Consider the following 24,950-nt stretch of genomic DNA (forward strand, 5'->3'; position numbering starts at 1 on the left):
TGAGACCGGTTCCGGGGCAACGCCCCGGTCCGCTCAGCGCTCTTGGTCCAGGAAGTCCCTGAGGCCGTCCAGCAGCCGGGCGACGTCGTCCTCGCTCGTGTACGGGGCCAGGCCCACCCGCAGCCCTCCGGCGTCCCCCAGGCCGAGTCTGCGGGATGCCTCCAGCGCGTAGAAGGCGCTCGACGGGGCGTTGACACCGCGCCCGGCGAGGTACCGGTACGCATCGAGGGGGTCCCTCGCGCCGAAGGTCAGCAGGAGGGTGGGGGTACGGCGGGCAGCACGGGAGTGGCATGTCACCCGCGCGTCCGCGGAGAGTTCCTCCTCGATGCGCCGCCGCAGTGCTTCCTCGTGCTTCTCCAGCGCCGCGTACGAGGCAGCCAGCCGCTGCCTTCGGCCGGCCCCGGCGGGTCCGTCGAGCGCGGCGAGGAAGTCGACGGCCGCGGTGGCGCCGGCCAGCAGTTCGTACGGCAGGGTGCCGTACTCGAACCGTGCCGGGACCGCGTCCGAGGACGGGAGCAGCTTGTCCGGCACGAGGGTGGCGAGGAGTTCGGGCCGGGCGGCCAGAACACCGAGGTGGGGGCCAAGGAACTTGTACGGCGAGCAGGTGAAGAAGTCCGCGCCCAGATCGTCCAGGCCGGGGAGACAGTGGGCGGTGTAGTGGACGCCGTCGACCCACAGGAGCGCCCCTGCCGCGTGCACCGCGCGGGCGATGTCCGCCACCGGCGGGCGCGTACCGATGAGGTTCGAGGCCGCGGTGACCGCGACCAGTCGCGTGCGCGGCGTCAGCACCGCCGTGATGTCGTCCGTGGTCAGCTCGCCTGTCGCCGGGTCGAAGTCCGCCCAGCGCACGGTGGCTCCGGCCTGCTGCGCCATCTGGACCCAGGGGCGGATGTTGGCGTCGTGGTCGAGCCGGGACACGACGACCTCGTCGCCGGGCGCCCAGCCCTTGGCCAGCGTGCGGGCCATGTCGTAGGTGAGCTGGGTGGCGCTGCGGCCGAAGACGATGCCGTCGGGCCGGGCGCCCAGCAGGTCCGCCAGGGCCTGTCGGGCGGCGGTGACGATGTCGTCGGCGTTGCGCTCGCTGCGCGTCACGCGCCCATGGTTGGACAGCGGGTTGGCGAGCGCGCCGGCGATCGCCTCGATGACCGGTGCGGGTGTCTGTGAACCGCCCGGTCCGTCGAAGAAGGCGATGCCTTCCTTGAGTGCGGGGAACTGGGCGCGGATGGCGGTGATGTCGAGGGGCACACCCGCACCGTCGCTCACACGGGCGGAAGAATCAAGGCCTCGCAGGCGAGGGGCCGGGCCGGGACTCCCCGGCGGGTCCGGCTCGTGGTGCGCACACCGGCGCTCTCGCCGGCGACTTCTCGAGACGCGGGAGTGGCTCCTCTCAGATGCGGCTGCCGGAGGCGGTGTCCGACGACAGCCGTTGGGCGAGATAGATCGGGATGACGGAGAGCAGGACCAGGACGGCGGCGACGACGTTGACGACGGGGGCCTGTTGGGGGCGGGCCATGTTGGAGAAGATCCAGACGGGGAGGGTCTGAACGCCGGGCCCTGCGGTGAAGGTCGTCACCACGACCTCGTCGAAGGAGAGCGCGAAGGCGAGGAGCCCGCCCGCGACGAGCGCGGAACGCACGAGCGGGAAGGTGACGTCGACGAACGTACGGAAGGTGTGCGCCCCGAGGTCCATGGCGGCTTCCTCGTACGATCCCGGCATCCGGCGCAGCCGGGCGATCACGTTGTTGAAGACGACCACGATGCAGAAGGTGGCGTGTCCGACGATGACCGTGAACAGGCCGAGGCCCACACCGAGCGGTTCGAGGATCGTACGGAAGGCGGTGTTGAGCGCGACACCGGTGACGATGCCGGGCAGCGCGATCGGCAGGACGACCACGAAGGAGATGGCCTCGCGTCCGAAGAACTTGTGGCGCTGGCAGGCAAAGGCGATGAGCGTGCCGAGGACCAGGGCGATCGCCGTCGCGCCGAGCCCGGCCTTGAGCGAGGTCCGCAGCGCGGCGCGGGCGCCGGAGCTGTGCCAGGCGTCGGCCCACCAGTGGAAGGTGAGTCCGGACGGCGGCCAGCCGGAACTGCGGTCCGGGTTGAGGGAGTTGATGAGGACCAGGAACAGCGGTACGTAGATCACCGCGAAGCCGAGCCCGGCGGCGATGCGCATGGTGATGCGTGCGGTGCGGGAGAGATTCATCGTAGGGGGCCTTCGCTGTGCGTGATGCGATGCGGACCGTCAGAGGCTGCCGAGGGCTCCGGTGCGGCGCACCGCAAGCAGATAGAGCACGATGATCACCACGGGTGCGGTGCCGAGCGCGGCGGCCAGCGGCAGGTCCAGCGTGATGTTGGAGTAGATGAGATTGCCGATGAGCTGGGTCTTGCCGCCGACGATCTGCACGGCGATGTAGTCACCGAGGCTGAGCGAGAAGGTGAAGACCGAGCCGGCCGCGACGGACGGAAGGATCATCGGCAGCACCACGGCACGGAAGGTCCTGCCGGTGCGGGCCCCGAGGTCGGCGGAGGCGTCCAGGAGGTTGTCCGGGAGCTGCTCGAGTCCGGCGTGGATCGGCAGGATCATGTACGGCAGCCACAGGTATGTCAGCACCAGGACGGTCGCGGTCAGCCCGTAACCCGGTCCTTTGATGCCGAGCGGCCCCAGCACCCAGTCGAGCAGACCGCCCTGGGCCAGGATGAGTCGCCAGGCATACGCCTTGACGAGGTAGCTGGCCCACAGCGGAGTGAGGATCGCCACGACGAGGAGCGGCCGCCATCGGGGTTGCGCGATGCGGGCCGTGTAGAAGGCGAGGGGAAAGGCGATCAGTACACACAGCACGGTGACCATGAGGGCGACGCCGACGCTGCGCAGGGCGACCTGCCGGTACACGTCGGTGGTGAACAGCGCGGTGAGGTTGTCCGTGTTCCAGGCCTTCACCACGCTGGAGGTGAAGGCGTCCGTGGTCCAGAACGCGGACAGGAACAGCACGGCGAGCGAACCGAGGTAGGCCAGGACGAGCCAGGCAAGCGGCGCGGAGAGCAGCAGGGACAGCTGCAGCCGGGGTCGCCGGTGCAGGATCCCGGCGAGCCGCCGGACGGATCCGGCGGCAGGCGCGGTGTCGGTCATCGGTGCGTAACCCTCAGCCCTTGATCTCGGTCCAGGCCTGGACCCACTTGGCGTACGGCACGCACTGGGTGTCCGTGCGTCCGTCCACGCACTGCGGGATGGGCGTGGTCCAGAAGTGGACGTTCTTCCAGTACGACTCGTCGGCCGCGTGATACGTGGCGCAGTGGTTCTTGTCGGTGGTCTCCGCGCAAGCCTTGGCGTTCGAGGGTGCCTCTCCGAAGTACTCGGCGACCTGGGCGTTCACCTTCGGCGAGACGATCCAGTCCATCCACCTGTAGGCGCAGTTGGGGTGCTTGGCCTTGGCGGAGAGCATCCAGGTGTCGGACCAGCCGGTGGCGCCCTCCTTGGGCAGGACGGCCTTGACCGGGACCTTCTCGGCCTGGGCGGTGTTCAGGATGACCTGCCAGCTGGTGCCGACCACGGAGTCACCGCTCTTGAAGGCGGAGACCTCCTTCAGGTAGTCGCTCCAGTACTCGCCGACGTTCGCGTTCTGCTCCTTGAGGAGGGCGACCGCGGCGTCGAACTGCTTCTGGTCCAGGGCGTACGGGTCCTTGATGGCGAGGGACGGCTTGGTCTTCATCAAGTACAGGGCGGCGTCCGCGATGTAGATGGGCGAGTCGTACGCCGTGACCTTCCCCTTGTGCGCCGAGGACGCGTCGAAGACCGCGGACCAGGAGTCGGGCGCCGGGGAGACGGTCTTCGTGTTGTACATCAGCAGATTGGCGCCGCGGCCGTGCGGGATGCCGTAGGCGACACCCTTGACCGAGTTCCACTGCTGGTCCTTGAGCCCGGAGAAGATGTCTTTGTAGTGGGGTACCAGCCCGGTGTTGACGGGGGCGGCGTCGCCGGAGGCGATGAGGCGCAGCGACGCGTCACCGGAGGCCGAGACGGCGTCGTACTGGCCGGTCTTCATCAGACTGACCATCTCGTCGGAGGTGCCCGCGGTCTTGGTGTTGACCTGACAGCTGGTCTGCTTCTCGAAGTCGGTGACCCAGTCGACCTTCGGGTCGTTCGAGCCGTCCTCGGCGTATCCGGCCCAGGCGATCAGGTTCACCTGTCCCTCCGCCTTGCCGAGGGACTTCTGCGCGGTGAGCTCGGGCGGGGTGAAGGCGCGGCCGCCGGGCGACGTCGCGGGGTCCGAGGCGCCGCAGGCGGTGGCGAGCAGCAGGGCACCGAGCGCGGCTGCGGCTCGGGTCGGTCGGTTCAGACGCACAGGGATCTCCACGGAAGGGGACGGGCGGGGAAGGGTTGTGCGGGTGTGCGAGGTCACCGGGCCTCGGGGGCCCGGAGGTTGTGCTGCGCGGGTGCGCGCGGTCAACGGGTCTCCGGGACCCGGAAGTTGTGCCGTTGGTGCCACTGGAGCGTGACCCGGGAGCCACGGAAGGCGGCGACGTCCTCGGACGAGGTGTCCAGATTCTGGTGGAGGGCGGTGAGCCGGCCTCCCGCGTCGAGGTCCACCAGGAAGCGGGTGGCGTCCCCCAGGTAGACGACCTCCGCGACGGTGCCGGTGGCGCGGGAGTGCCGCGGCTCGTCGGCGACGGCCGATTCCTTGAGTACGCGGATCTTCTCCGGCCGGATGCTGTACGTCGCCCGGTCGCCCACGACCTGCTCCGCGACGTCGTCGGTCAGCAGGTTCGACGTACCGACGAAGCCGGCGACGAAGGGAGTGGCGGGACGTTCGTATATCTCCGCCGGCGTACCGACCTGCTCGACGCGCCCCTGGTTGAAGACCGCGATCCGGTCGCTCATCGTCAGCGCCTCCTCCTGGTCGTGGGTGACGAAGACGAAGGTGATGCCGACCTCGCGCTGGATCGCCTTGAGCTCGACCTGCATCCGCTCACGGAGCTTGAGGTCGAGGGCGCCAAGTGGCTCGTCGAGCAGCAGCACCTTCGGCCGGCCGACCAGTGCGCGGGCCAGCGCCACGCGCTGGCGCTGCCCCCCGGAGAGCTGCGACGGGCGACGGTCGCCGAAGTCCGCGAGACGTACGCTCGCCAGAGCCTCCCGGGCCTTCTTCAGACGCTCGGGCCTGGGCACCCTGCGGACCTTGAGGCTGTAGGCGACGTTCTGTTCCACGGTCATGTGCGGGAAGAGCGCGTAGTCCTGGAAGACGGTGTGCACGTCGCGTTCGAAGGGCGCCAGGCGGGTGACGTCGGAGCCCGCGAGCTCGATGGTTCCGCCGGTGGGGGCCTCGAAGCCGGCGATCATCCGGAGCACCGTGGTCTTGCCGGAGCCGGACGGTCCCAGCATCGAGAAGAACTCGCCGTCCGCGATCTCCAGGTCGACTCCGGCCACGGCCTCCGTCCTGCCGAACGTCTTGCGCAGGTTCTGCAACCGAATGGCCATTCCCTCCATGGGCGGGAACCTTTCTGGTGCTGTCGGAAGTTGGCCGCAAACATATGAAGTCATAGTTCTAATTTCAAGGCCCCGCTAAGGTAAAGGCTGTGCCAACTGGCAAGGTGGTGATCGTGAAACGAGACAAACCCGGCGCCCGCAGAGTCGTCTTCACACCCGTCGACACCCTGGCCCGCGTGGACGCCGTCGTGCGGCGTCTCGGTGACGCCATCGATCTCGGGCTGCTCGCCGACGGCGAGCAACTTCCCGGCGAGACCGACCTCGCGGCCCAGCTCGGCGTCTCCACCGTGACCCTGCGGGAAGCCCTGATGGCGTTGCGGCAGCAGGGGCTGGTCACCACCCGCAGAGGACGCGGCGGAGGCAGCTTCGTCACCGTGCCCGAAGGCCCTGCCGAGGACCGGCTGCTGGCCCGTCTCTCCGAGTGGAGCACCGAGGAACTCCGCGATCTCGCCGACCACTGGGCGGCCGTGTCCGGGGCCGCCGCCCGGCTCGCGGCCCAGCGCACCGAGCCCGATGATCTGCAGCACCTGCACAGGTCTCTGGGAGAGTTGGTGGACGCCAAGGACTCCGGGGCGCGCAGTCGCATCTTCGGGCGCTTCCATGTCGAGCTGGCCGCGGCCGCCCAATCCGCCCGACTGACCAGGGAAGAGGTCACTCTCCAGACCGAACTGGGGGCGCTGCTGCGCCTCCCGCTGGGTGAGGACGAGCATCTGAAGGACTCCGTGGATCGTCACCGCGCCGTAATCTCGGCCGTGCATGATGGGGCGGATGACCGTGCCAGAGCCCTGGCCGAGCAATGCGTGCAGGCCTTCATGGCGCGTCTGATCGAACTCCGCCTCGGCTCTGCCGACGGTGCGCGCGGTCCCCGTCCGAAGGAGGCCCCCGATGGGCAGCAGTCCCCGTCCCGCAAGCGCCGGAGCGGTCGCACCTGACGAGATCGCTGCCGCCGATGCGGCCGGCCGCATCGGCGACGCGCTCGAAGGCGTCTTCGAGGCCGTGGCCAGGACCGCTGTGGACACCGAGGCGCTGCTCGCCCCGGTCGTCGCGGCCGGCCGCCGTCCGGTCTCCGCCGAACTGGCCGCGCTCCGCCCGGGCCTGCACGCCCGCCTCGCCGAGTGCGAACTGGTCTCCGGGCTCGGCTTCGTCGCGGCGCCAGGACTCCTCGACGACGTGCCGGCATGGCTCGAGTGGTGGCAGACCGCCGTCGACGGGTCCGTGCATCCGCTGTTGCTCGACCTGGACCCGGAGCGTTCGCCGTACTCCGACTACACCCACTGGGAGTGGTACACCCTGCCCCGCGACACCGGGCAACGCGCCGTCGCCGGGCCGTACGTCGACTACCTCTGCTCCGACGAGTACAGCCTCACTCTCTCCGCACCGGTGACGGCCGGAGGACGCTTCTTGGGAGTGACGGCAGCCGACGTCTACCTGCGGCGCTTCGAAGCGGTCGTCACGCCTCTGCTCCAACGCCTGCCGGAGCCCGCCCGTCTGGTCAACGCACGCGGCCGGGTCGCCGCCTCCACCGACCCCCACCACCTGGTCGGCTCACTCACCAAGGACCCGGTCTTCGCGACGGCACTGGACGGCCGGACCACCGACGTCGAACACGGCGGACTCCGGCTGCGGCCCTGCGACGGCGTTCCGCTCGTCCTGGTGACAGCGGCTCCCACCGCGCCACGTCGTGAGTGAGCCGCACCCCGGGAAGCGAAACGAGGCCCGGTCCGAAGACCGGGCCCCTCTCGTTTTCCCCCAGCGTCAGGGCTTCCCGATCCCCCCGGATCCCTCCCCGGAAGCGCCCGACGCAACATACGACCCGGCAGGGCGGCAAAGGGTTGCACACCTTTGCGATCTCTTTGCCCGGTGTGAGGCCCCCGCTCTCAGCAGGCGTGTTCCAGATACCTGGCCGCGACCTCCGCGAGAACTTCGGCGCCGTCACGCGCCCACAGGTCCTCGTTGAAGATCTCCACCTCGATGGGGCCGGTGAAGCCGGTGGCCTCGACCGCCTCGCGGAATGCACGGAAGTCCACGCTGCCGTCGCCGAGTTGGCCCCGTCCGACGAGAACGCCCGCGGGAAGCGGGGTGATCCAGTCCGCCAGCTGGAAGGAGTGGATGCGGCCGCCCTCGCCCGCCCGGACGATCTGCGCGGGCGCCTGGTCGTCCCACCAGATGTGGTACGTGTCGACGACCACGCCGACCTGCTCCGCCGGGAAGCGCTCGGCGATGTCCAGGGCCTGGGCCAGGGTGGAGACGACGCAGCGGTCCGAGGCGAACATCGGGTGCAGCGGTTCGATCGCCAGCCGTACGCCGCGCTCCTGCGCGTACGGGCCCAGCTCGGCCAGCGCGTCCGCGATGCGCTCCCTCGCGCCGTGCAGGTCGCGGCTGCCCGCCGGGAGACCGCCGGAGACCAGGACCAGGGTGTCGGTCGACAGGGCCGCCGCCTCGTCGATCGCGGTGCGGTTGTCGTCCAGGGCGCGGGCCCTCTCGGCCGGGTCGAGTGCGGTGAAGAAGCCGCCCCGGCAGAGGCTGGTGACGGAGATCCCCGCGTCGGCGAGGAGCCGGGCGGTGCGCTCGACTCCGTACTCCTGGACGGGGGCCCGCCACAGGCCGACCTTGTCGATGCCCGCCTTGCCACAGCCCTCGACGAGTTCGGGAAGCGACCACTGCTTGATGGTCTCCTGGTTGATGCTCAGACGCGACAGGTCCGTCACCGGACACCTCCGTTGACCGTGAGCAGGGCGCGCATCCGCGATGCGGCCAGCTCCGGGTCGGGGAACAGGCCCAGCCGGTCGGCCAGTTCGTACGCCTTGGCAAGGTGCGGCAGCGACCGTGCGGACTGCAGGCCGCCGACCATCGTGAAGTGGTCCTGGTGGCCGGCCAGCCAGGCCAGGAAGACCACGCCCGTCTTGTAGAAGCGGGTCGGGGCCTGGAAGAGGTGCCGGGACAGCTCGACCGTCGGGTCGAGGAGTTCACGGAAACCCTTGACGTCCCCGGTGTCCAGGACGCGCACCGCGTGCGCGGCCAGCGGGCCGAGCGGGTCGAAGATGCCGAGCAGCGCGTGGCTGAAGCCCCGGTCGTCGCCCGCGATCAGCTCGGGGTAGTTGAAGTCGTCGCCGGTGTAGCAGCGGACCCCGTCGGGAAGGCGGCGGCGTACGTCGATCTCGCGCTCGGCGTCGAGGAGCGAGATCTTGATGCCGTCGACCTTGTCCGGGTGGTCGGCGATGACCTTCAGGAAGGTGTCGGTGGCGGCGTCGAGGTCCGTCGACCCCCAGTAGCCCTCCAGCGCCGGGTCGAACATCGGGCCGAGCCAGTGCAGGACGACCGGTTCCGAGGCCTGGCGCAGCAGGTGCGCGTACGTCTCCAGGTAGTCCTCGGGGCCGCGTGCCGCGGCGGCCAGCGCACGGGACGCCATCAGGATGGCCTGGGCGCCGCTCTCCTCGACGAGGGAGAGCTGCTCCTCGTACGCGGCCTTCACCCCGGCGAGCGTGGCCGGGCCGGCGGGGAGCTGGTCGGTGCCGACGCCGCAGGCGATCCGGCCGCCGACCGTCTTCGCTTCGGCGGCGGAGCGGCGGATGAGTTCGGCGGCGCCGGCCCAGTCCAGGCCCATGCCCCGCTGGGCGGTGTCCATGGCTTCGGCGACACCGAGGCCGTGCGACCAGAGGTGGCGCCGGAAGGCGAGGGTGGCGTCCCAGTCGACGGCCGCGGGGCCGTCGGGGCTGATATCGGCGTACGGGTCGGCGACGACATGGGCCGCCGAGAAGACCGTACGGGAGGTGAGCGGCGCCCCGCCCGGGGCCAGGTCGAGCGGCGTGGTGCGGGGTTCGTACGGGCCCTGCGGGAGACGGATGGTCACAGGGTCAGCTCCGGTACGTCCAGGCGGCGCCCCTCGGCGGACGACGTGAGGCCGAGCTCGGCGAGCTGCACACCGCGGGCGCCCGCCATAAGGTCCCAGGTGTACGGCTCGTCGAGCACGATGTGGCGCAGGAAGAGCTCCCACTGGGCCTTGAAGCCGTTCTCGAACACGGCGTTGTCCGGGACTTCCTGCCACTGGTCGCGGAACGGCTCGGTGACCGGGAGGTCCGGGTTCCAGACCGGCTTGGGGGTGGCCGAGCGGTGCTGGACGCGGCAGTTGCGCAGTCCGGCGACCGCGGAGCCGTGCGTTCCGTCGACCTGGAACTCGACGAGCTCGTCGCGGTTGACGCGGACGGCCCAGGAGGAGTTGATCTGCGCGACGGCGCCGCTCGCCAGCTGGAAGATGCCGTACGCGGCATCGTCCGCGGTGGCGGCGTACGGCTTGCCCTGCTCGTCCCAGCGCTGCGGGATGTGCGTCTGGACGTGCGCCTGAACGGTCGTGACCGGGCCGAACAGCTCGTGGAGTACGTACTCCCAGTGCGGGAACATGTCGACGACGATGCCGCCGCCGTCCTCGGCCCGGTAGTTCCAGGACGGGCGCTGGGCCTCCTGCCAGTCGCCCTCGAAGACCCAGTAGCCGAACTCGCCCCGGACGGAGAGGATCTCGCCGAAGAAGCCGCCGTCGATCAGGCGCTTCAGCTTCAGCAGGCCCGGCAGGAAGATCTTGTCCTGGACCACGCCGTGCTTGATGCCGGCATCGCGGGCGAGGCGGGCCAGCTCCAGGGCCCCTTCGACGTCCGTGGCGGTGGGCTTCTCGGTGTAGATGTGCTTGCCCGCGGCGATCGCCTTCTTGATCGCTTCGACGCGGGCCGAGGTGACCTGCGCGTCGAAGTAGATGTCGACGCGCTCGTCCGCGAGGACCGCGTCGAGATCGGTCGACCACTCGGTCAGACCGTGCCGGGCGGCGAGTTCCTCCAGCGCGTGGGCGCGGCGGCCGACGAGGACGGGCTCGGGCCACAGCACCTCGCCGCCGCCGAGGTCGAGGCCGCCCTGCTCGCGGATCGCGAGGATCGAACGCACCAGGTGCTGCCGGTATCCCATGCGACCCGTGACGCCGTTCATGGCGATGCGCACTGTCCTGCGTGTCACGAAGTTCCCCTCCATACAGCCTTAGCAAGCGCTTTCTATACGGTATGACGCTAGCCTGCCGACAGCGGCCCGGACAAGGGCCCGGCCCAAAACCTTCGGAGGATGCGATGACAGTCACCCTGGCGGACGTGGCGGCTCGCGCCCGGGTGTCGCCCGCGACCGTTTCGCGCGTGCTCAACGGCAACTACCCGGTCGCGGCGTCCACCCGGGAGCGGGTGCTGCGCGCGGTGGACGACCTGGACTACGTACTGAACGGACCGGCCAGCTCACTCGCGGCCGCCACATCCGATCTGGTCGGCATTCTGGTCAACGACATCGCCGACCCGTTCTTCGGGATCATGGCGGGAGCGGCGCAGACCGAGATCGGCGGCCCGGGCGACGGATCCGGGCGGGCCGGCGGCGAGAAGCTCGCCGTCGTCTGCAACACCGGCGGCTCCCCCGAACGCGAACTCACCTACCTCACCCTCCTCCAGCGCCAGCGCGCCGCCGCCGTCGTCCTGACCGGCGGCGCCGTGGAGGACCCGGCCCACCAGGCCGCGATGGCCGCGAAACTGGCGAAGCTCGCGGACGCGGGAACCCGGATCGTGCTGTGCGGGCGGCCCCCGCTGCCGGAGAGCGAGGCGGTCGTGGCGGCGCTCGCCTTCGACAACCGGGGCGGCGGCCGGCGTCTCACCGACCATCTGGTCTCGCTCGGCCACCGGCGGATCGGCTACGTCGCCGGGCCGGTGGAGCGGACCACCACCCGCCACCGGCTGGAGGGCCACCACGACGCGCTGCGGGCCGCCGGGCTGGGCGGCGGCGAGGAACGCCTCACCGTGCACGGCCCGTACGACCGCCGGTCCGGTTACGACGCGACGCTCGAACTCCTGCGCCGCGAACCGGAGGTGACGGCGATCGTCGCCGCCAACGACACCGTCGCACTGGGCGCGTGCGCCGCCGTCCGGGACCGCGGGCTCCGCATCCCCGAGGACATCTCCGTAGCCGGCTTCGACGACCTGCCGTTCTCGGTGGACGCGGTCCCGGCGCTGACGACCGTACGGCTGCCGCTGTTCGAGGCGGGGGCACGGGCGGGCCGGCTGGCCATGGGCAAGGAGACACCGCCGCCGGGGGGCATCGCGACGATCACGGCGGAGCTGATGGTGCGGGGGTCGACGGCGCCGCCGCGGAAGTGACCTCCGCGAAATCGTGGAGCAACCGGCGTTCGGGGGTCCGCACGACAGTCGCACCCATGCAGACCGCCGGCGCCCGGGATGCGCCGGACGGCGTCGGGAGACCGCGGTCAGGACCGACGCCCTGTCCGTCGCCGACGGCGCCCGCTGATTGCGCCGCCGGGTCGCGGGTACCCGTACCGCGTGCCGTGGGCCGATGATGTGCGGGCCGCTGTCCGGTCCGGCAGGAACATCCGGTCCGCCAGGCGCAGGGGCACGTACCGACGGAAGGAACACGCAATCGTGAAGCTCGCTTTCTCGACCCTCGGTGTGCCGGGGATGCCGGTCGCCGACGTCATCCGGCTCGCCGTCGAGCACGGCTATCAGGGGGTGGAGCTGCGCGCCCACCCCGAGGAGCCGGTGCACCCGGGGCTCTCCCCGGCCGAACGCGCCGACGTGGCGGATGAGTTCAAGCGGGGCGGGGTGGAGATCCTGACCCTCGCCGGGTACGCCCGGGTCGCCGCCGAAGGGGACGACCAGCCGGTGCTGGACGAGATCGCCGCCCTGGTGGAGCTGGCGCGGGATCTCGGCGCGGCGAACGTCCGGGTCTTCCCGGGCGGTGGCGCGCTGGACCCGGACGTGGCCGACGCGAACGCCGCCCGCCGGCTGGGTGCCGCCGCTCCGCACGCCGCCGACCTGGGCGTGCGGATCCTCCTGGAGACCCATGACTCGCACCGGGCCGGCGCCGACGTGGCCCGCGTCGTGGGGATGGTCGGGCACCGGCAGGTCGGTGCGCTGTGGGACATCATGCACACCTGGCTGGCCGGCGAGGAACCGGCCGCGAGCCATGCGGTGCTCGCCCCGCACCTGGGATACGTGCAGGTGAAGGACATCGCGTCGGCGGAGGACACCCGGCCGCTGCCCCTCGGCGCCGGGGTGCTGCCGCTCCGGGCGTGCCTGGACACCCTGGACCCCGGCAGCTGGGTCTGCTGGGAGTACGAGAAGCGCTGGCACCCGGCCGCGGCCGAGCTGCCCACACTGCTGGACGCGGGACGCGACCATCTTGCGCGGCTGGGCGCGCCGAAGGAGTAGACGCCCGGTTCAGGCACGCGCCGGCTGTGGTTCCGCGGTCTCCGTCGCCGCGGGGCGCGGTCGGCGCGTGCCCGCCAGTGACGTCAGCGCCACCCCGCCCACCAGCAGGGCGGCCGCACACCACTGCAGCGGACTCACCGACTCGCCCAGGAACAGCGCGGCCGAGGACATTCCGAAGACCGGGACGAGCAGGGTGAACGGGGCCACGGACGACGCCGGGTGATGACGCAGCAGGAAACCCCATGCCCCGAAGCCGAAGACGGTGGTGATCCAGGCGACGTACACGATGATGCCGACGCCGCTCCAGTCCAGCGCGGCCAGCGCGTCGGCGTCGCGGCGCCCGCCCTCGAAGAGCAGGGAGAGGCCGAGCAGCGGCAGTACGGGCACGGTCGAGACCCAGACCATGAAGTTGAGGGAGTCCGGCGGGGCGGCCTTGCGGGTCAGGACGTTCGACACGCCCCAGCAGGCCGCCGCCGCGATCACCAGCACGAAGGCGAGCACCGGGCCGCTCGCCCCCTCGTCGATCGCCGCCACCCCGATGCCCGCAACGGCCACGGCCATGCCCGACACCCGGACTCTGCCCGGCCGTTCGCCGAGCGCGACCGCTGCGAACAGGGCGGTGAAGACCGCCTGGACCTGAAGCACCAGGGAGGAGAGTCCGGCGGGCATTCCCCGGTCCATGCCGATGAACAGCAGACCGAACTTCGCCACGCCCAGAACCAGCCCCACGCTCACGATCCACTTCCAGGCCACTTTGGGGCGCCCGACGAAGAACACCGCGGGCAGTGCGGCCACCAGGAAGCGCAGGGCGGAGAAGAGCAGCGGCGGGAAGTGGCCGAGGCCGACCTCGATGACAACGAAATTGACACCCCAGACGGCAGCCACCAGGGCGGCCAGGGCGATGTGAAGGGGACGCATGGACCGAGGTTCGCCCGCCCGGACCATGTAGCACCAGCGCGGATTTCTTCATGATGGAATTGAGCATCGCTAACGATTCCGGTGGACCCGGGAGGTTCCGGTGCTCGATCTGTCCCGGCTGCGCGCCCTGCACGCGGTCTCCGTCCACGGTTCTGTCGCGGGCGCCGCCGCCGCGCTCGGCTACACCCCGTCGGCGGTCTCCCAGCAGATCACCAAGCTGGAGCGGGAGACCCGCACGACGCTGCTGGAGCGGCGCGGTCGCGGGGTCGCGCTCACCGAGGACGCCCTCCATCTTGCAGCCACCGCCCAGCAGTTGCTGGCGATCGTGGAGCGCGCGGAGACGACGCTGGAGGAGCGCAGGGGACTGCCCACGGGACAGCTGTCCATCGGCGCCTTCGCCTCCGCCGCGCGCGGTCTGCTGCCCGGCGTGCTGGCCGGGCTGGACCGGGACCATCCGGCCCTGGACATCCGGCTGACCGAGGTCGATCCCCATCTGTCGGTCGATCTCGTCGCCAAGGGCGTGATCGACCTGGCGGTCGCGCACGACTGGGACATCGCCCCGCTGCCCGCCCCGGAGGGCGTGGCGCAGGCCGTGATCGGCGACGACCGGTGCGATCTTCTGGTGCCCGAGGGCCACCGGCTCGCCGGGCGGGACGCGGTGCGGCGCGAGGAGCTGGCGAAGGAGCGGTGGATCTGCCAGCCGCCGGGGACGGTCTGCCACGACTGGCTCGTACGGACGCTGCGGGCGGCGGGTTACGAGCCGGACATCCGGCACCAGGCGGAGGAGAACCACACCCAGCTGGCGCTGCTCGCCGCCGGTCTCGGGGTCGCGATGATCCCGCGGCTGGGCCGGGGGCCGCTGCCGGCCGGGGTGGTGGCGGTGCAGCTCGATCCCGTACCGGTGCGCAGGCTTTACGCGTTGTGGCGTACGGAGGCGGCTCGGCGGCCCGCGATCACGGCGGCGGTGGCGGCGCTGCAGGAGCGGGGAGCCGCGGTGGGACTGGTGCCGGGGTAAGGGGCGGTGGGGCCGCGCGAGCTGCGCACGAGCGATGTCCGATCCGTTTGTCGGACCGCCCTCTTGACCGGAAGTTACTTTCTGGATATCCGTGACCCTTGGAAGTTTCTTTCACCACCCCCTCGTCACCGAGTACGGCCGAAGGAGCTCACGTGCAACACCGCACCTCCAGACGCACGCTTCTCACCGTCACCGCCGCGACCGTCGCAGCGGCCGCGACCGGCGCGGTCTCCGCCCCGGGAGCCGCCGCAGCCTCCGCTTCCCACTCCGCCTCCACCACCAAGCGCCTCAAGCAGCTCATCTCCCGGATGAGCCTGGAGGAGAAGGTCGGCCAGCTCTTCGTGATGCGGGTGTACGGGCACTCCGCCACCGAGCCCGACCAGGCCGACATCGACGCCAACCTGGCCGAGATCGGGGTCCGTACCGCCGCGGAGCTGATCGCGAAGTACCACGTCGGCGGCATCATCTACTTCGCCTGGGCGCACAACACCCGCGACCCGCACCAGATCGCCGATCTCTCCAACGGCATCCAGCGCGCCGGTCTCGCCGGCCCCACTCCCCTGCCGCTGCTCATCTCCACCGACCAGGAGCACGGCATCGTCTGCCGCGTCGGCGAGCCCGCCACGCTGATGCCGGGCGCCATGGCGCTGGGCGCGGGCGGTTCGCGCTCCGACGCCCGGCAGGCCGGGCAGATCGCGGGCGCCGAGCTGGCCGCGATCGGCATCAACCAGAACTACGCCCCGGACGCCGACGTCAACGTCAACCCGGCCAACCCGGTCATCGGCGTACGTTCCTTCGGTGCCGATCCGCAGGCCGTGGCCGCGATGGTCGCCGCCCAGGTCAAGGGGTACCAGAGCGCCGGGATCGCCTCGACGGCCAAGCACTTCCCCGGCCACGGTGACACGAACACCGACAGCCACACCGGCCTGCCGTACATCCACCACACCCGCGAGCAGTGGGCCGAGCTGGACTCGCCGCCGTTCCGGGCCGCGATCGCCGCCGGCATCGACGCGATCATGACCGCGCACATCGTCGTCCCCGCGCTCGACCCGGCCGAGGACCCGGCCACGCTGTCCCGGCCGATCCTCACCGGCATCCTGCGCGAGGAGCTCGGTTACGACGGTGTCGTGATCACGGACTCGCTCGGCATGGAGGGCGTGCGGACGAAGTACGGCGACGCGCGCGTGCCCGTCCTCGCCCTGCAGGCAGGCGTGGACCAGCTGCTGAACCCGCCGGACCTCGACGTTTCCTGGAACGGGCTCCTGGATGCCGTGAAGAGCGGTGAGATCAGCGAGGCCCGGCTCGAGGAATCGATCCTGCGCGTCCTGCGGCTGAAGACGAAGCTGGGGTTGTTCGACGACCCGTTCGTCACCCACCGGGGTGTGGACCGTGTCGTCGGCACCCGGTCGCACCTCGCCGCCGCCGACCGGATCGCAGAGAACACCACGACGCTGCTCACCAACGATGGTGCGGTGCTGCCGCTGTCCCGCCGCTCCCACAAGAACCTGCTGGTGGTCGGCGCCGATCCGGCCTCTCCGTCCGGCACCACCGGGCCGCCGACCACCACGCTCGCCACCGCCTTCGGCGAACTGGGTCACACGGCGACCGCACTGTCCACCGGCACCGCGCCCACCCAGGCGAAGATCGCCGAGGCGGTGGCGGCCGCGCAGGGCAAGGACGCGGTGGTCGTGGGGACGTACAACGTGTCGGCGACCAACTCGCAGCGCACCCTGGTCAGTGCGCTCGTGGCGACCGGTGTGCCGGTGATCACGGTGGCGATCCGCAACCCGTACGACATCGCCCAACTGCCCGCCCACGCGGCGAGCCTGGCCACGTATTCCTGGACGGACGTCGAACTGCGGGCGGCCGCACGGGTGATCGCAGGCCACGCCGAACCGGGGGGCAGGCTGCCGGTAGCGGTGCAGCGGGCCGACGATGCGACGCAGGTGCTGTACCCGATCGGCTACGGCCTGACGTACTGACCGCCGGACGCCCGGTCCGCCTGTCGTGTACGTCAGGCGGACCGGGCGTGCGTGCGTGTGCCGGGACACCGCGTCCCGGCACACGTCACGCCGTTCCGGCCTTCAGGGCTGTTACGGCCGCAGCGCGGGGCCCTGCCTGCGCTCGCTCGTCACGTCCCGCTTGTCGAGCCGCGCGTCGTACGGCGCGAGCGGCTTCGCCTTCGCCGGGTCCGACTGCACGGCCGCCGGGGCGACACCCGCCCAGCGCAGCACGGCCGCGGTGGCCTTCGCGTTCTCGTCGGCGGCGAGACCGGCCACATTGGAGCCGTGGTTGCCGCCGGCCACCGTGTAGACGTAGCTGTCGCGGGCGCCCGCACCGAGGCGGAAGCGCTCCGCGCCCCACGGGTCGTTCTCCCCGTACACGTACAGCATGTGGTGGGCGTGGTGCTTGATCCAGCTGTCGACGTCACGCATCACGGACGGCTGGAACTTCATCGGGATGTCACGCGGCACGAAGTTGCGCGGCGGCTGGTACCCGTACCGGCTGAGGTTGCCGAGCCACGGCTGCTCGATGTCCGGGGAGCCGAGCTGGGTGCCCGCCTGGTAGTAGTACGGTGTGTACGTGTTCAGGCCCTGGTCCGCGTAGGCGGAGAAGCCGGAGATGCTGTCGACCGAGTCCCAGATCGCCTGGTCGGGGGCGGTCGCGGCGTCGGCCGGAATGGACTCGCAGTCGGCGAGCAGGCTGTACTGCCAGAACGCCCAGACGTAGTCCATGACGACGGCTTCGTACGCCTTGTCGAGCGAGCCGACGGTGTTGAAGGTGTAGCCGTTCGCGGCGGCGTACTCCTTGTACTTCTTCTCCAGCGGCTCGCGGCGGATCAGCGCCTCGCGCTGCACCCCGTTCAGCCGGTCGCGGCACTCCTTGGTGCCGACCTTCTCGAAGAACCGGTCGTACGCCGAGTCCTCCTTGTTGACCACGTCGTTCGGCGCGACGTACGCGACGACGCCGTCCATGTCCTCGGGGTAGAAGCGCTCGAAGTACGTGGCGGTCATGCCGCCCTTGGAGCCGCCGGTGGCCAGCCAGTTCTTGGAGTAGATCTGCTTCAGCGCGGTGAAGACACGGTGCTGGTCGCTGGCGGCCTGCCAGATGTCGAGCTTCGACCAGTCGGCGGGCGCCGGGCGGGACGGGGTGAAGAAGCGGTACTCCAGCGAGACCTGGTTGCCGTCGACGATCCGGGTCGGCTCGGAGCGGCTGGGGTTCGTGGAGACGTTGTAACCGCTGGTGTAGAAGACCGTCGGACGGGACGTGTCCTTGTGCAGCAGGGTGATCCGCTGCTGGAACGTGCCCTTGGACGGGTGCCGGTGATCGATCGGCTGGGTGTAGTTGAGGACGAAGTAGCGGTAGCCCGCGTACGGCTTCTCCTCGATCAGGCTCATTCCTGGGATGGCCAGGATGCGGTCCTTGATGTCCGCGTTCGTATCGCTGTCACTGCCCGCGGCGGCCTGGGCGGACTCCAACGCGGCCGGTTCAGCGGCGGTGGCCGCACCGGCCGAGGCACCCGTCGCGCCCACTGTGCCTATGAGCACCGCCAGCGACAGGAAACCTCTGAGCGTCTTGCGCATACACCCTCCCCTTGATTCACAGCATTCAGCGTGAACCTAGCGGTGGCAACACCCGGCCCGCCAGACCCTGTTGTCACAGCGTCAGCGTGAACATCGCGTGTCCGTCAACGTGAGCAGAGGATCCATCCCGTGGAGGCCGAGGCGCCCGCGACCGAGCCCGAGGCCCGTACGCACCGGTGCAGCGCATGCACCGTCACCGGGCCGGCCAGCGTGGTGAACCGGCCGCTGTCGACGACCGGCCCGCCACCGCGCGCCTGGATCAGGACGGACATCGCGCGGCGCTTGCCCGGCTTCGTCGTGACCGCCACCGCACAGGCATAGCCGCGGCTCTTGTACACACGCAGCTCGCCGGTCGCGAACTTCACCGTCTCCGCGGGCCGTCCGCTGCACACCGATGCCGCCTCGGCGCTGTTCGCTCCGGTACCGCCGAGCACCAGCCCGACGGCGCCCACCAGCGCCGGGACAAGCAGCCGCGCGCATGCCCGGCGCCCTCCGCCGACGCTTCCCCTTGCCGCACTTCCGGTTCCCCTGATCCCCAGCAGACCCCTCACCCCATCCACCCCATCGAACACTCGCGCTCCTACCCGACGCAGATGCGCACATGCGTACGACGCGAGAGGCCATCCGGAGGTTGCACCCGGCGCGCTATGCATCCGGCGCAAACGAACCGCCACACCATTGATCAAGCAGGACATACCCCTACGAAAAGACAGGACCTGTCGTGATCCCGCTCCGCCATGCACCCGGCCTCCGCCGTCGCCGCACCGCCGGCCGCACCCTGATCGCGGCCGCTCTGCTCGCCGCCGCCTCCGTGGCCCCGGCCGCAGCCGCCCCGCAGGCCCCGGCAGCCCCGGCGGCGGTGCGCGCCGCGTCCACCCCCGCCTACCAGCAGGTGGCCCACTTCTACGGCGCCTACATCGACGCCGTCACAGCCGAGGGCGGCGGCAAGCTCGCCACCGCCCTGAGGTCCTTCTATCTCACGCCAGCGCTCCGCTCGCAGCTGCGCTCCTGGGAGACGCGCAACCATGCGGACGGCGTCCTGCGCGCCCAGAACACACCGATCGCCTTCAAGGTCACCCGGGGCGACAGCGGCGGCGGTCACACCTGGTCGAAGGTGCGGCTGACCTGGAGCGGCGGCAAGCACCCCCTGTACAGCCATCTGACCGTGCAGTCGGACCTGCAGACCGGAAAGATCTCCGGCATCCGCTGATCGCGTACGCCCGGCCGCTCACACCCCCGCGGGCTCGTCCTCCCCGATGAAGGTCCGCCACAGCACGGCGTAGCGCCCGTCCTCGGCGAGGAGTTCGTCATGCGTGCCGTCCTCGACGACCCGGCCGTGGTCCATCACCACGACCCGGTCGGCGCGGGCAGCCGTGGTCAGCCGGTGGGCGACGACGAGGGTGGTGCGGCGGCCGGTGAGCCGGTCGGTCGCCTGGTTGACCTGGGCCTCGCTGGCGAGGTCCAGGGAGGCGGTCGCCTCGTCGAGCAACAGGATGTCCGGGTCGACGAGTTCGGCGCGGGCGAGCGCGATCAGCTGGCGCTGGCCCGCCGAGAGGTTGCGGCCCCGCTCGGCGACCTCGTGCAGATAGCCGCCGTCCAGTGTGGCGATCATGTCGTGGGCGCCGACCGCCCGGGCCGCGGCCTCCACCTGTGCGTCGGTGGCGTCCGGCCTCCCGTAGGCGATGGCGTCACGGACCGTACCCGCGAAGAGATACGCCTCCTGCGGGACGACTCCGAGCCGGTGCCGGTACGCGGTGCGGTCGAGGTGGCGCAGGTCGGTGCCGTCCGCCGTGACCCGGCCGCCCGTCGGGTCGTAGAACCGGGCGACGAGCTTGACGAGGGTGGACTTCCCGGCGCCGGTCTCGCCGACGAACGCGACGGTCTGACCGGCGGGGATCCGCAGGTCGATGCCAGTGAGGGCCTCTTCCTCGTCGTCGCCGGAGCCGTACGCGAACGACACGTCCTCGAACGCGATCTCGCCGCGCAGCGACAGCACGTCCAGCGGCTTCTCGGCGTCGGCGGTGGAGGTCGGCTCCCGGAGGAGTTCCTGGATGCGGCCCAGCGAGACCGTCGCCTGCTGGTAGCCGTCGAAGACCTGGGAGAGCTGCTGCACCGGCGCGAAGAACAGGTCGATGTAGAGCAGATACGCGACAAGGGCACCCGTGGTGAGCGTGCCGTCGTCGACCCGGCCCGCGCCGACGATGAGGACCGCGGCCGCGGCCACCGACGAGAGCAGCTGCACGAACGGGAAGTAGACCGAGATCAGCCACTGACCGCGGACCCGGGCCTCGCGGTAGTGGTCGCTGCGGCCGGCGAACCGCTCGGCGCCGTCCCGCTCGCGGCGGAACGCCTGCACGATACGGAGGCCGGAGACGGACTCCTGCAGGTCGGCGTTGACGACGCTGATCCGCTCACGGGCCAGCTCGTACGCCTTGACGCTCCTGCGGCGGAAGAAGAACGTGCCGACGACCAGCACCGGAAGCGTCGCGAAGACGACCAGCGCCAGCTCCACGTCGAGGACGAGCAGCGCGGCCATGATGCCGAAGAACGTGACGACGGAGACGAACGCCGTGACGAGGCCGGTCTGCAGGAACGTGGACAGCGCGTCCACGTCCGTCGTCATCCGGGTCATGATGCGGCCGGTCAGCTCGCGCTCGTAGTAGTCGAGGCCGAGCCGCTGGAGCTGCGCGAAGATCTTCAGCCGCAGTGAGTAGAGCACCCGCTCGCCGGTGCGGCCCGTCATCCGGGTCTCGCCGATCTGTGCCGCCCACTGCACCAGCACGATCAGCAGCGCGAGGACGGAGGCCGTCCAGACCGCGCCGAGTGCCATCCGGGTGACGCCCTGGTCGATGCCGTGCCTGATCAGTACCGGCAGGAGCAGGCTCATGCCCGCGTCGACGGCGACGAGCGCCAGACTCACCAGCAGCGGGAGCCCGAAGCCGCGTAGCAGCCCGCGCAGCCCGTACGACTCCTCGGAGCGCACGGCGCGCGCCTCGTCGATGTCCGGGGTGTCCGTGGCCGGGGGCAGCGCCTCGACCTGGGCGAGCAGCTCGGGGGTGGCCGGCATGTCGGCCGCGCCGGTGTCGCGGGATTTCTCCTTGCGGACCCAGAGCCCGGGGCTGATGCCCTGCTCGGCGTCGAAATCGGCTTCCAGCTCCTCCTGGAACGCGCGGTCGTCCTCGGGTGACATGCCGGCCCCGGCCGGCTGGTGGCCCGGAGAGGTACCGCCCAGCTCGTCGGGGTCGGTCAGCAGACGCCGGTACAGCGGGGAGCGGGCCTCCAGCTCCTCGTGCGTACCGATGTCGGCGAGCCGGCCCTTCTCCAGGACGGCGATCCGGTCGGCGAGGCCGAGGGTGGACCGGCGGTGGGCGATCAGCAGGGTGGTGCGGCCCGCCATGACCTGCGCCAGCGCCTCGTGGATCTCGTGCTCGACGCGGGCGTCGACGGCGGAGGTGGCGTCGTCGAGGAGGAGCAGCCGGGGGTCGGTGAGGATGGCGCGGGCGAGCGCGACGCGCTGGCGCTGACCACCGGAGAGGGTGAGTCCGTGCTCGCCGACCTTGGTGTCGTAGCCGAGCGGCAGATCGGCGATGAACCCGTCGGCCTGGGCGGCGCGGGCGGCCTGCTCGATCTCCTCCTGGGTGGCGTCCGGGTGTCCGTACGCGATGTTGGCGCGGACCGTGTCGGAGAAGAGGAAGCTGTCCTCCGGCACGAGGCCGATGGCGGCCCGCAGCGAGTCGTGGGTGAGCTCACGGACGTCGTGGCCGCCGACCAGGACGGCGCCGTGCGACACGTCGTAGAAGCGGGGCAGGAGGAGCGAGACGGTGGACTTCCCGCTGCCGGACGCGCCGACGACGGCGACGGTCTCGCCGGGCTCGATGGTCAGCGAGAACCCGTCGAGGACCGGCCGCTCGGGGTCGTACCCGAACCGTACGTCGTCGAACTCGACGCTGGCGGGGGCGTCGGCCGGGAGCTCCACCGTGCCGTCCCGCATGGTCGGCTCGGTGTCGATCAGTTCGAGTACGCGCTCCACACCGGCACGGGCCTGCTGCCCGATGGTGAGGACCATGGCCAGCATCCGGACCGGTCCGACGAGCTGGGCGAGATAGGTGGAGAACGCGACGAACGTACCGAGGGTGATCTCGCCGCGGGTGGCCAGCCAGCCGCCGAGGGCCAGCATCGCCACCTGGCCGAGCGCGGGGACCGACTGGAGGGCGGGGGTGTACCTGGAGTTCAGCCGGATCGTGCGCAGCCGCCCGGCGAACAGCTTCCGGCCGACCTCGCGCAGCTTGCCGGTCTCCTGCTCCTCCTGCCCGAACCCCTTGACGACCCGGACACCGGAGACGGCCCCGTCGACGACCGTCGCGACTGCGGCGGCCTGCCCCTGGGCGTACCAGGTGGCGGGGAAGAGCCGGGTGCGGGAGCGGCGGGCGATGAACCAGAGAGCGGGGGCGACGGCGAGCGCGACCAGGGTCAGCAGCGGCGAGAGCCACGCCATGATCGCCAGGGACATGAGGAAGAGCAGGATGTTCCCGATGGTCATCGGGAGCATGAACAGAAGCCCCTGGATCAGCTGCAGGTCGCTGGTGGCGCGCCCGACGACCTGACCGGTGGACAGCTCGTCCTGCCGCTTCCCGTCGAGCCGGGAGATCGTCCCGTACATCCCGGTCCGCAGATCGTGCTGTACGTCGAGTGCCAGCCGGCCGCCGTAGTAGCGGCGGATGTACGTCGATGCGTACACGAGCACGGCGGCCACCATCAGCAGCCCCGTCCAGACGCCGAGGGACCGGGTGTGGTCGACGACGACATCGTCGATGATCACCTTGGTGATCAGCGGGACGACCGCCATCACGGCCATGCCGGCGAGCGACGAGCCGAGAGCCAGCAGCACATTGCGCCGGTAGCGCCATGCGTAGCCGGCCAGCCGCCGGGCCCAGCCCCGCTGCTCCACGTCCGTGCCCGTGTCGCCGTCCGTCACCGATACCTCCCGTTGGACCTGCTCTACCGGAAGGAACCAACGCGATCAGCTGCGATTTTCATCCCGCCGTCACAAAGACCCGCCCTTCGGCGTAGGACCGTGGAGGTCCGGCGTACGTCTTCGGGCGGAGGGCCGACGGGCGGGTCGCGGCCCCGGCGGTCTAGGAGGACCCGGGCGTCGCCGTCACCATCGGCACGGCGGGCGCCTCCGGAACCGCCGGGACCGCTTCCTGCGGCAGGGGCGGCGCAGTGATGCGCCTGATCGGCGGCGCAGTGATGCTCCTGTTCGGCGGGACGGCCGCGTTCAGGTCCTTGTGGATGGCCCGGGCGACGGCCTGGATGGTGTTGACGCCGTCGTTCATCGTGTTGTTGTCCTGGGTGAGCACGGTGATCCCGTAGTCGTGCCCCTTTCCGGTGAACGCGCCGATGCTGTGCACCCGCCAGCCGTGCGTGGCGCGCGGCAGCCAGCCGTTCTTCACCTGCACGGTCACCCCGGACGGGGCACCGGCGGGTGTCCCCCAGCGCTGCGAGGAGATGACCTTGTGCATCAGGCCGAGCTCGTACGCCCGCGCGCTGTCGCTGAGCACGGAGTTCCTGGCGGTCAGCAGGGTCAGCAGTCTGAGTTCGTCCTGCGCGGTGATCTGGGTCAGCCCCCAGTAGCCACCGGAGCCGGGCACGGTGTGCGTCATGCCCGCGGCCTTCAGGAACGCGTTCACCTTGGCCACGCCGAGCTGATTCCACAGACTGGTGGTCGCGTTGTTGTCGGACTTGGTGATCATGGCGGTGCTGAGATCGATCTCGCGCTGCGTGAGATAGCGGTTGTGCTTCGTGTTGTCCCAGAGCAGCGTGGCGAGGACGGTCGCCTTCACGACGCTCGCGGAGTCGTACCTGCTCGTGGACCGGAACGTGCACGACGTCTTCGTGGTCCGGTCGTAGAGCGCGATCGCCGTGGTCGACTTGCGCCCCTTGAGCACGGCGGTGATGTCCTTCGACAGCTTGGCGGCGAGTCCCGCCTTGCCGGAGGTACAGCTCACGGTCGGCGTCGCGGCCGCGGCCGGCGTGGCGGCGAGCGTCACGGGTGCGAGTACGCCTGCGGCGAGCGTGACGGCGAGAACGGTGTGCGCGCGGCGGGATATTCGAGGCTGGTCCGTCATCAGACGTGTCCCCCTGAGTGGTCTGCGCGGTGCGCCCCCTGCACACCCGGCACACAGAAGACTCCTGACCGGCCGGAAAGTTGTACGCGCGCAGCCCGGACGGCCGAGTTGTGACGCGAGGCCCCGGGAGAGCCGGAGGGCCCTAGGCCACCCAGCAGTAGAGCCCCTGCCCGTCGCTCGCCGCCGTGCGGGCCAGGGCGGCCAGGCCGGTGAGGATGTCGAGGGCGAGCTCCCGGTCGAACGCGTCGCCCTCCGCCGCCCGTTGCCGGGTCCAGAGGCCGGCGAGCCGGTCGAGACGGGTGTCCGTCGCAACGCTCAGGTCGGTGACGAGGCCGTCCGGCGCCGCGACCACGAGAGAGCCCGAGCCGTCGTCGTCACCGGCGACGTCCCGGGGTTCGCCGGACTGCAGCAGCTCGTCGAAGCTGCGCCCCGTGAAGAGACTCGCCCATTCGATCAGGGCCAGATCGGCATCGAAGTTCCCGCAGGTCAGCGACGGAAACGAACCGTCGGGCCCGTGTTCGAGGGCGGTTGCGGCCATGCGGTCGTCGGCCGCGACGAAGAAGTGCACCATGCTGCTCACCGCAGCAT

At 70.8% G+C, this 24,950-nt stretch carries 21 protein-coding genes; 7 read left to right on the forward strand and 14 right to left on the reverse strand.

What is annotated here, in order from left to right; genetic code table 11:
* Positions 1 to 33: 33 nt before the first annotated feature.
* From LRD69_RS10435 to LRD69_RS10455, 5 genes are all read right to left on the reverse strand, one after another.
* Positions 34 to 1,245: a cysteine desulfurase-like protein gene (locus tag LRD69_RS10435; RefSeq protein ID WP_277326285.1), complete on the reverse strand. Its 1,212-nt coding sequence runs from the start codon at positions 1,243 to 1,245 to the stop codon at positions 34 to 36.
* Positions 1,246 to 1,387: 142 nt separating this feature from the next.
* Positions 1,388 to 2,203, reverse strand: a complete 816-nt coding sequence (locus LRD69_RS10440) for an ABC transporter permease (protein WP_277326286.1) — start codon at positions 2,201 to 2,203, stop codon at positions 1,388 to 1,390.
* Between the two features lie 39 nt (positions 2,204 to 2,242).
* Positions 2,243 to 3,127 carry an ABC transporter permease gene (locus LRD69_RS10445; RefSeq protein WP_277326287.1) on the reverse strand — a complete coding sequence of 295 codons (885 nt, stop codon included), beginning with the start codon at positions 3,125 to 3,127 and terminating at the stop codon, positions 2,243 to 2,245.
* A 13-nt stretch (positions 3,128 to 3,140) separates the two neighbouring features.
* The gene (locus tag LRD69_RS10450; protein WP_277326288.1) at positions 3,141 to 4,340 is read right to left on the reverse strand and encodes an ABC transporter substrate-binding protein; all 1,200 of its coding nucleotides are present in this window, start codon (positions 4,338 to 4,340) and stop codon (positions 3,141 to 3,143) included.
* Positions 4,341 to 4,441: 101 nt separating this feature from the next.
* Positions 4,442 to 5,479 (reverse strand): ABC transporter ATP-binding protein, encoded by a 1,038-nt coding sequence (locus LRD69_RS10455; protein ID WP_277326289.1) that lies wholly within the window; start codon positions 5,477 to 5,479, stop codon positions 4,442 to 4,444.
* A gap of 113 nt (positions 5,480 to 5,592) precedes the next feature.
* On the opposite strand from LRD69_RS10455, the gene LRD69_RS10460 reads away from it, so the two are divergent.
* Together LRD69_RS10460 and LRD69_RS10465 are read left to right on the forward strand one after the other, a co-directional pair.
* Positions 5,593 to 6,411 (forward strand): GntR family transcriptional regulator, encoded by an 819-nt coding sequence (locus LRD69_RS10460; protein WP_277326290.1) that lies wholly within the window; start codon positions 5,593 to 5,595, stop codon positions 6,409 to 6,411.
* Entirely contained in the window at positions 6,365 to 7,168 is an 804-nt protein-coding gene (locus tag LRD69_RS10465) for a cache domain-containing protein (RefSeq protein ID WP_277326291.1), read from the forward strand. The genes LRD69_RS10460 and LRD69_RS10465 overlap by 47 nt, the downstream gene beginning before the upstream one ends.
* 188 nt (positions 7,169 to 7,356) lie before the next feature.
* Here the strand turns inward: LRD69_RS10465 and LRD69_RS10470 are convergent, their stop codons facing one another.
* From LRD69_RS10470 to LRD69_RS10480, 3 genes are read right to left on the reverse strand one after another with little or no spacing between them, the layout of a single operon-like run.
* Positions 7,357 to 8,187, reverse strand: a complete 831-nt coding sequence (locus tag LRD69_RS10470) for a sugar phosphate isomerase/epimerase family protein (RefSeq protein ID WP_277326292.1) — start codon at positions 8,185 to 8,187, stop codon at positions 7,357 to 7,359.
* Positions 8,184 to 9,329: a dihydrodipicolinate synthase family protein gene (locus tag LRD69_RS10475; RefSeq protein WP_277326293.1), complete on the reverse strand. Its 1,146-nt coding sequence runs from the start codon at positions 9,327 to 9,329 to the stop codon at positions 8,184 to 8,186. The genes LRD69_RS10470 and LRD69_RS10475 overlap by 4 nt, the downstream gene beginning before the upstream one ends.
* Positions 9,326 to 10,477, reverse strand: coding sequence for a Gfo/Idh/MocA family oxidoreductase (locus LRD69_RS10480; protein ID WP_277326294.1), 1,152 nt, complete (start codon positions 10,475 to 10,477; stop codon positions 9,326 to 9,328). The genes LRD69_RS10475 and LRD69_RS10480 overlap by 4 nt, the downstream gene beginning before the upstream one ends.
* A gap of 107 nt (positions 10,478 to 10,584) precedes the next feature.
* Between LRD69_RS10480 and LRD69_RS10485 the strand changes: the two genes are divergently transcribed.
* On the forward strand, positions 10,585 to 11,649 hold the full coding sequence (locus LRD69_RS10485; RefSeq protein ID WP_277326295.1) for a LacI family DNA-binding transcriptional regulator: 1,065 nt from the start codon (positions 10,585 to 10,587) through the stop codon (positions 11,647 to 11,649).
* Between the two features lie 279 nt (positions 11,650 to 11,928).
* On the forward strand, positions 11,929 to 12,717 hold the full coding sequence (locus LRD69_RS10490; protein ID WP_277326296.1) for a sugar phosphate isomerase/epimerase family protein: 789 nt from the start codon (positions 11,929 to 11,931) through the stop codon (positions 12,715 to 12,717).
* A 9-nt stretch (positions 12,718 to 12,726) separates the two neighbouring features.
* Here the strand turns inward: LRD69_RS10490 and LRD69_RS10495 are convergent, their stop codons facing one another.
* Positions 12,727 to 13,635 carry an EamA family transporter gene (locus LRD69_RS10495; protein WP_277326297.1) on the reverse strand — a complete coding sequence of 303 codons (909 nt, stop codon included), beginning with the start codon at positions 13,633 to 13,635 and terminating at the stop codon, positions 12,727 to 12,729.
* Between the two features lie 100 nt (positions 13,636 to 13,735).
* Between LRD69_RS10495 and LRD69_RS10500 the strand changes: the two genes are divergently transcribed.
* Positions 13,736 to 14,650 carry a LysR family transcriptional regulator gene (locus LRD69_RS10500; protein ID WP_277326298.1) on the forward strand — a complete coding sequence of 305 codons (915 nt, stop codon included), beginning with the start codon at positions 13,736 to 13,738 and terminating at the stop codon, positions 14,648 to 14,650.
* Between the two features lie 152 nt (positions 14,651 to 14,802).
* Positions 14,803 to 16,632: a glycoside hydrolase family 3 protein gene (locus tag LRD69_RS10505; RefSeq protein WP_277326299.1), complete on the forward strand. Its 1,830-nt coding sequence runs from the start codon at positions 14,803 to 14,805 to the stop codon at positions 16,630 to 16,632.
* 111 nt (positions 16,633 to 16,743) lie between these two features.
* Here LRD69_RS10505 and LRD69_RS10510 read toward each other — a convergent pair whose 3' ends face one another.
* Both LRD69_RS10510 and LRD69_RS10515 read right to left on the reverse strand, forming a co-directional pair.
* Positions 16,744 to 18,234, reverse strand: coding sequence for a S28 family serine protease (locus LRD69_RS10510; protein ID WP_277326300.1), 1,491 nt, complete (start codon positions 18,232 to 18,234; stop codon positions 16,744 to 16,746).
* Positions 18,235 to 18,338: 104 nt separating this feature from the next.
* Complete coding sequence (locus tag LRD69_RS10515; RefSeq protein WP_277329686.1) at positions 18,339 to 18,767, reverse strand: hypothetical protein; 429 nt, start codon at positions 18,765 to 18,767, stop codon at positions 18,339 to 18,341.
* Between the two features lie 188 nt (positions 18,768 to 18,955).
* Between LRD69_RS10515 and LRD69_RS10520 the strand changes: the two genes are divergently transcribed.
* Positions 18,956 to 19,444: a hypothetical protein gene (locus LRD69_RS10520; protein ID WP_277326301.1), complete on the forward strand. Its 489-nt coding sequence runs from the start codon at positions 18,956 to 18,958 to the stop codon at positions 19,442 to 19,444.
* 18 nt (positions 19,445 to 19,462) lie between these two features.
* Here the strand turns inward: LRD69_RS10520 and LRD69_RS10525 are convergent, their stop codons facing one another.
* The 3 genes from LRD69_RS10525 to LRD69_RS10535 form a co-directional block, all read right to left on the reverse strand.
* Positions 19,463 to 23,209, reverse strand: a complete 3,747-nt coding sequence (locus LRD69_RS10525; protein WP_277326302.1) for an ABC transporter ATP-binding protein — start codon at positions 23,207 to 23,209, stop codon at positions 19,463 to 19,465.
* Positions 23,210 to 23,369: 160 nt separating this feature from the next.
* Positions 23,370 to 24,362: a serine hydrolase gene (locus LRD69_RS10530; RefSeq protein ID WP_277326303.1), complete on the reverse strand. Its 993-nt coding sequence runs from the start codon at positions 24,360 to 24,362 to the stop codon at positions 23,370 to 23,372.
* Positions 24,363 to 24,504: 142 nt separating this feature from the next.
* Positions 24,505 to 24,942: a hypothetical protein gene (locus LRD69_RS10535; RefSeq protein WP_277326304.1), complete on the reverse strand. Its 438-nt coding sequence runs from the start codon at positions 24,940 to 24,942 to the stop codon at positions 24,505 to 24,507.
* Between the last annotated feature and the right edge of the window lie 8 nt (positions 24,943 to 24,950).

It is taken from the genome of Streptomyces sp. JH14 (genome assembly GCF_029428675.1).
Lineage (GTDB): Bacteria > Actinomycetota > Actinomycetes > Streptomycetales > Streptomycetaceae > Streptomyces.

Excerpts from the sequence above, each read along its gene's own strand:
- LRD69_RS10465 (WP_277326291.1), top strand. The coding sequence starts at position 6,365 with ATGGGCAGCAGTCCCCGTCCCGCAAGCGCCGGAGCGGTCGCACCTGAC.
- LRD69_RS10530 (WP_277326303.1), bottom strand. The coding sequence starts at position 24,362 with ATGACGGACCAGCCTCGAATATCCCGCCGCGCGCACACCGTTCTCGCC.
- LRD69_RS10495 (WP_277326297.1), bottom strand. The coding sequence starts at position 13,635 with ATGCGTCCCCTTCACATCGCCCTGGCCGCCCTGGTGGCTGCCGTCTGG.
- LRD69_RS10440 (WP_277326286.1), bottom strand. The coding sequence starts at position 2,203 with ATGAATCTCTCCCGCACCGCACGCATCACCATGCGCATCGCCGCCGGG.
- LRD69_RS10510 (WP_277326300.1), bottom strand. The coding sequence starts at position 18,234 with ATGCGCAAGACGCTCAGAGGTTTCCTGTCGCTGGCGGTGCTCATAGGC.
- LRD69_RS10485 (WP_277326295.1), top strand. The coding sequence starts at position 10,585 with ATGACAGTCACCCTGGCGGACGTGGCGGCTCGCGCCCGGGTGTCGCCC.
- LRD69_RS10445 (WP_277326287.1), bottom strand. The coding sequence starts at position 3,127 with ATGACCGACACCGCGCCTGCCGCCGGATCCGTCCGGCGGCTCGCCGGG.
- LRD69_RS10455 (WP_277326289.1), bottom strand. The coding sequence starts at position 5,479 with ATGGAGGGAATGGCCATTCGGTTGCAGAACCTGCGCAAGACGTTCGGC.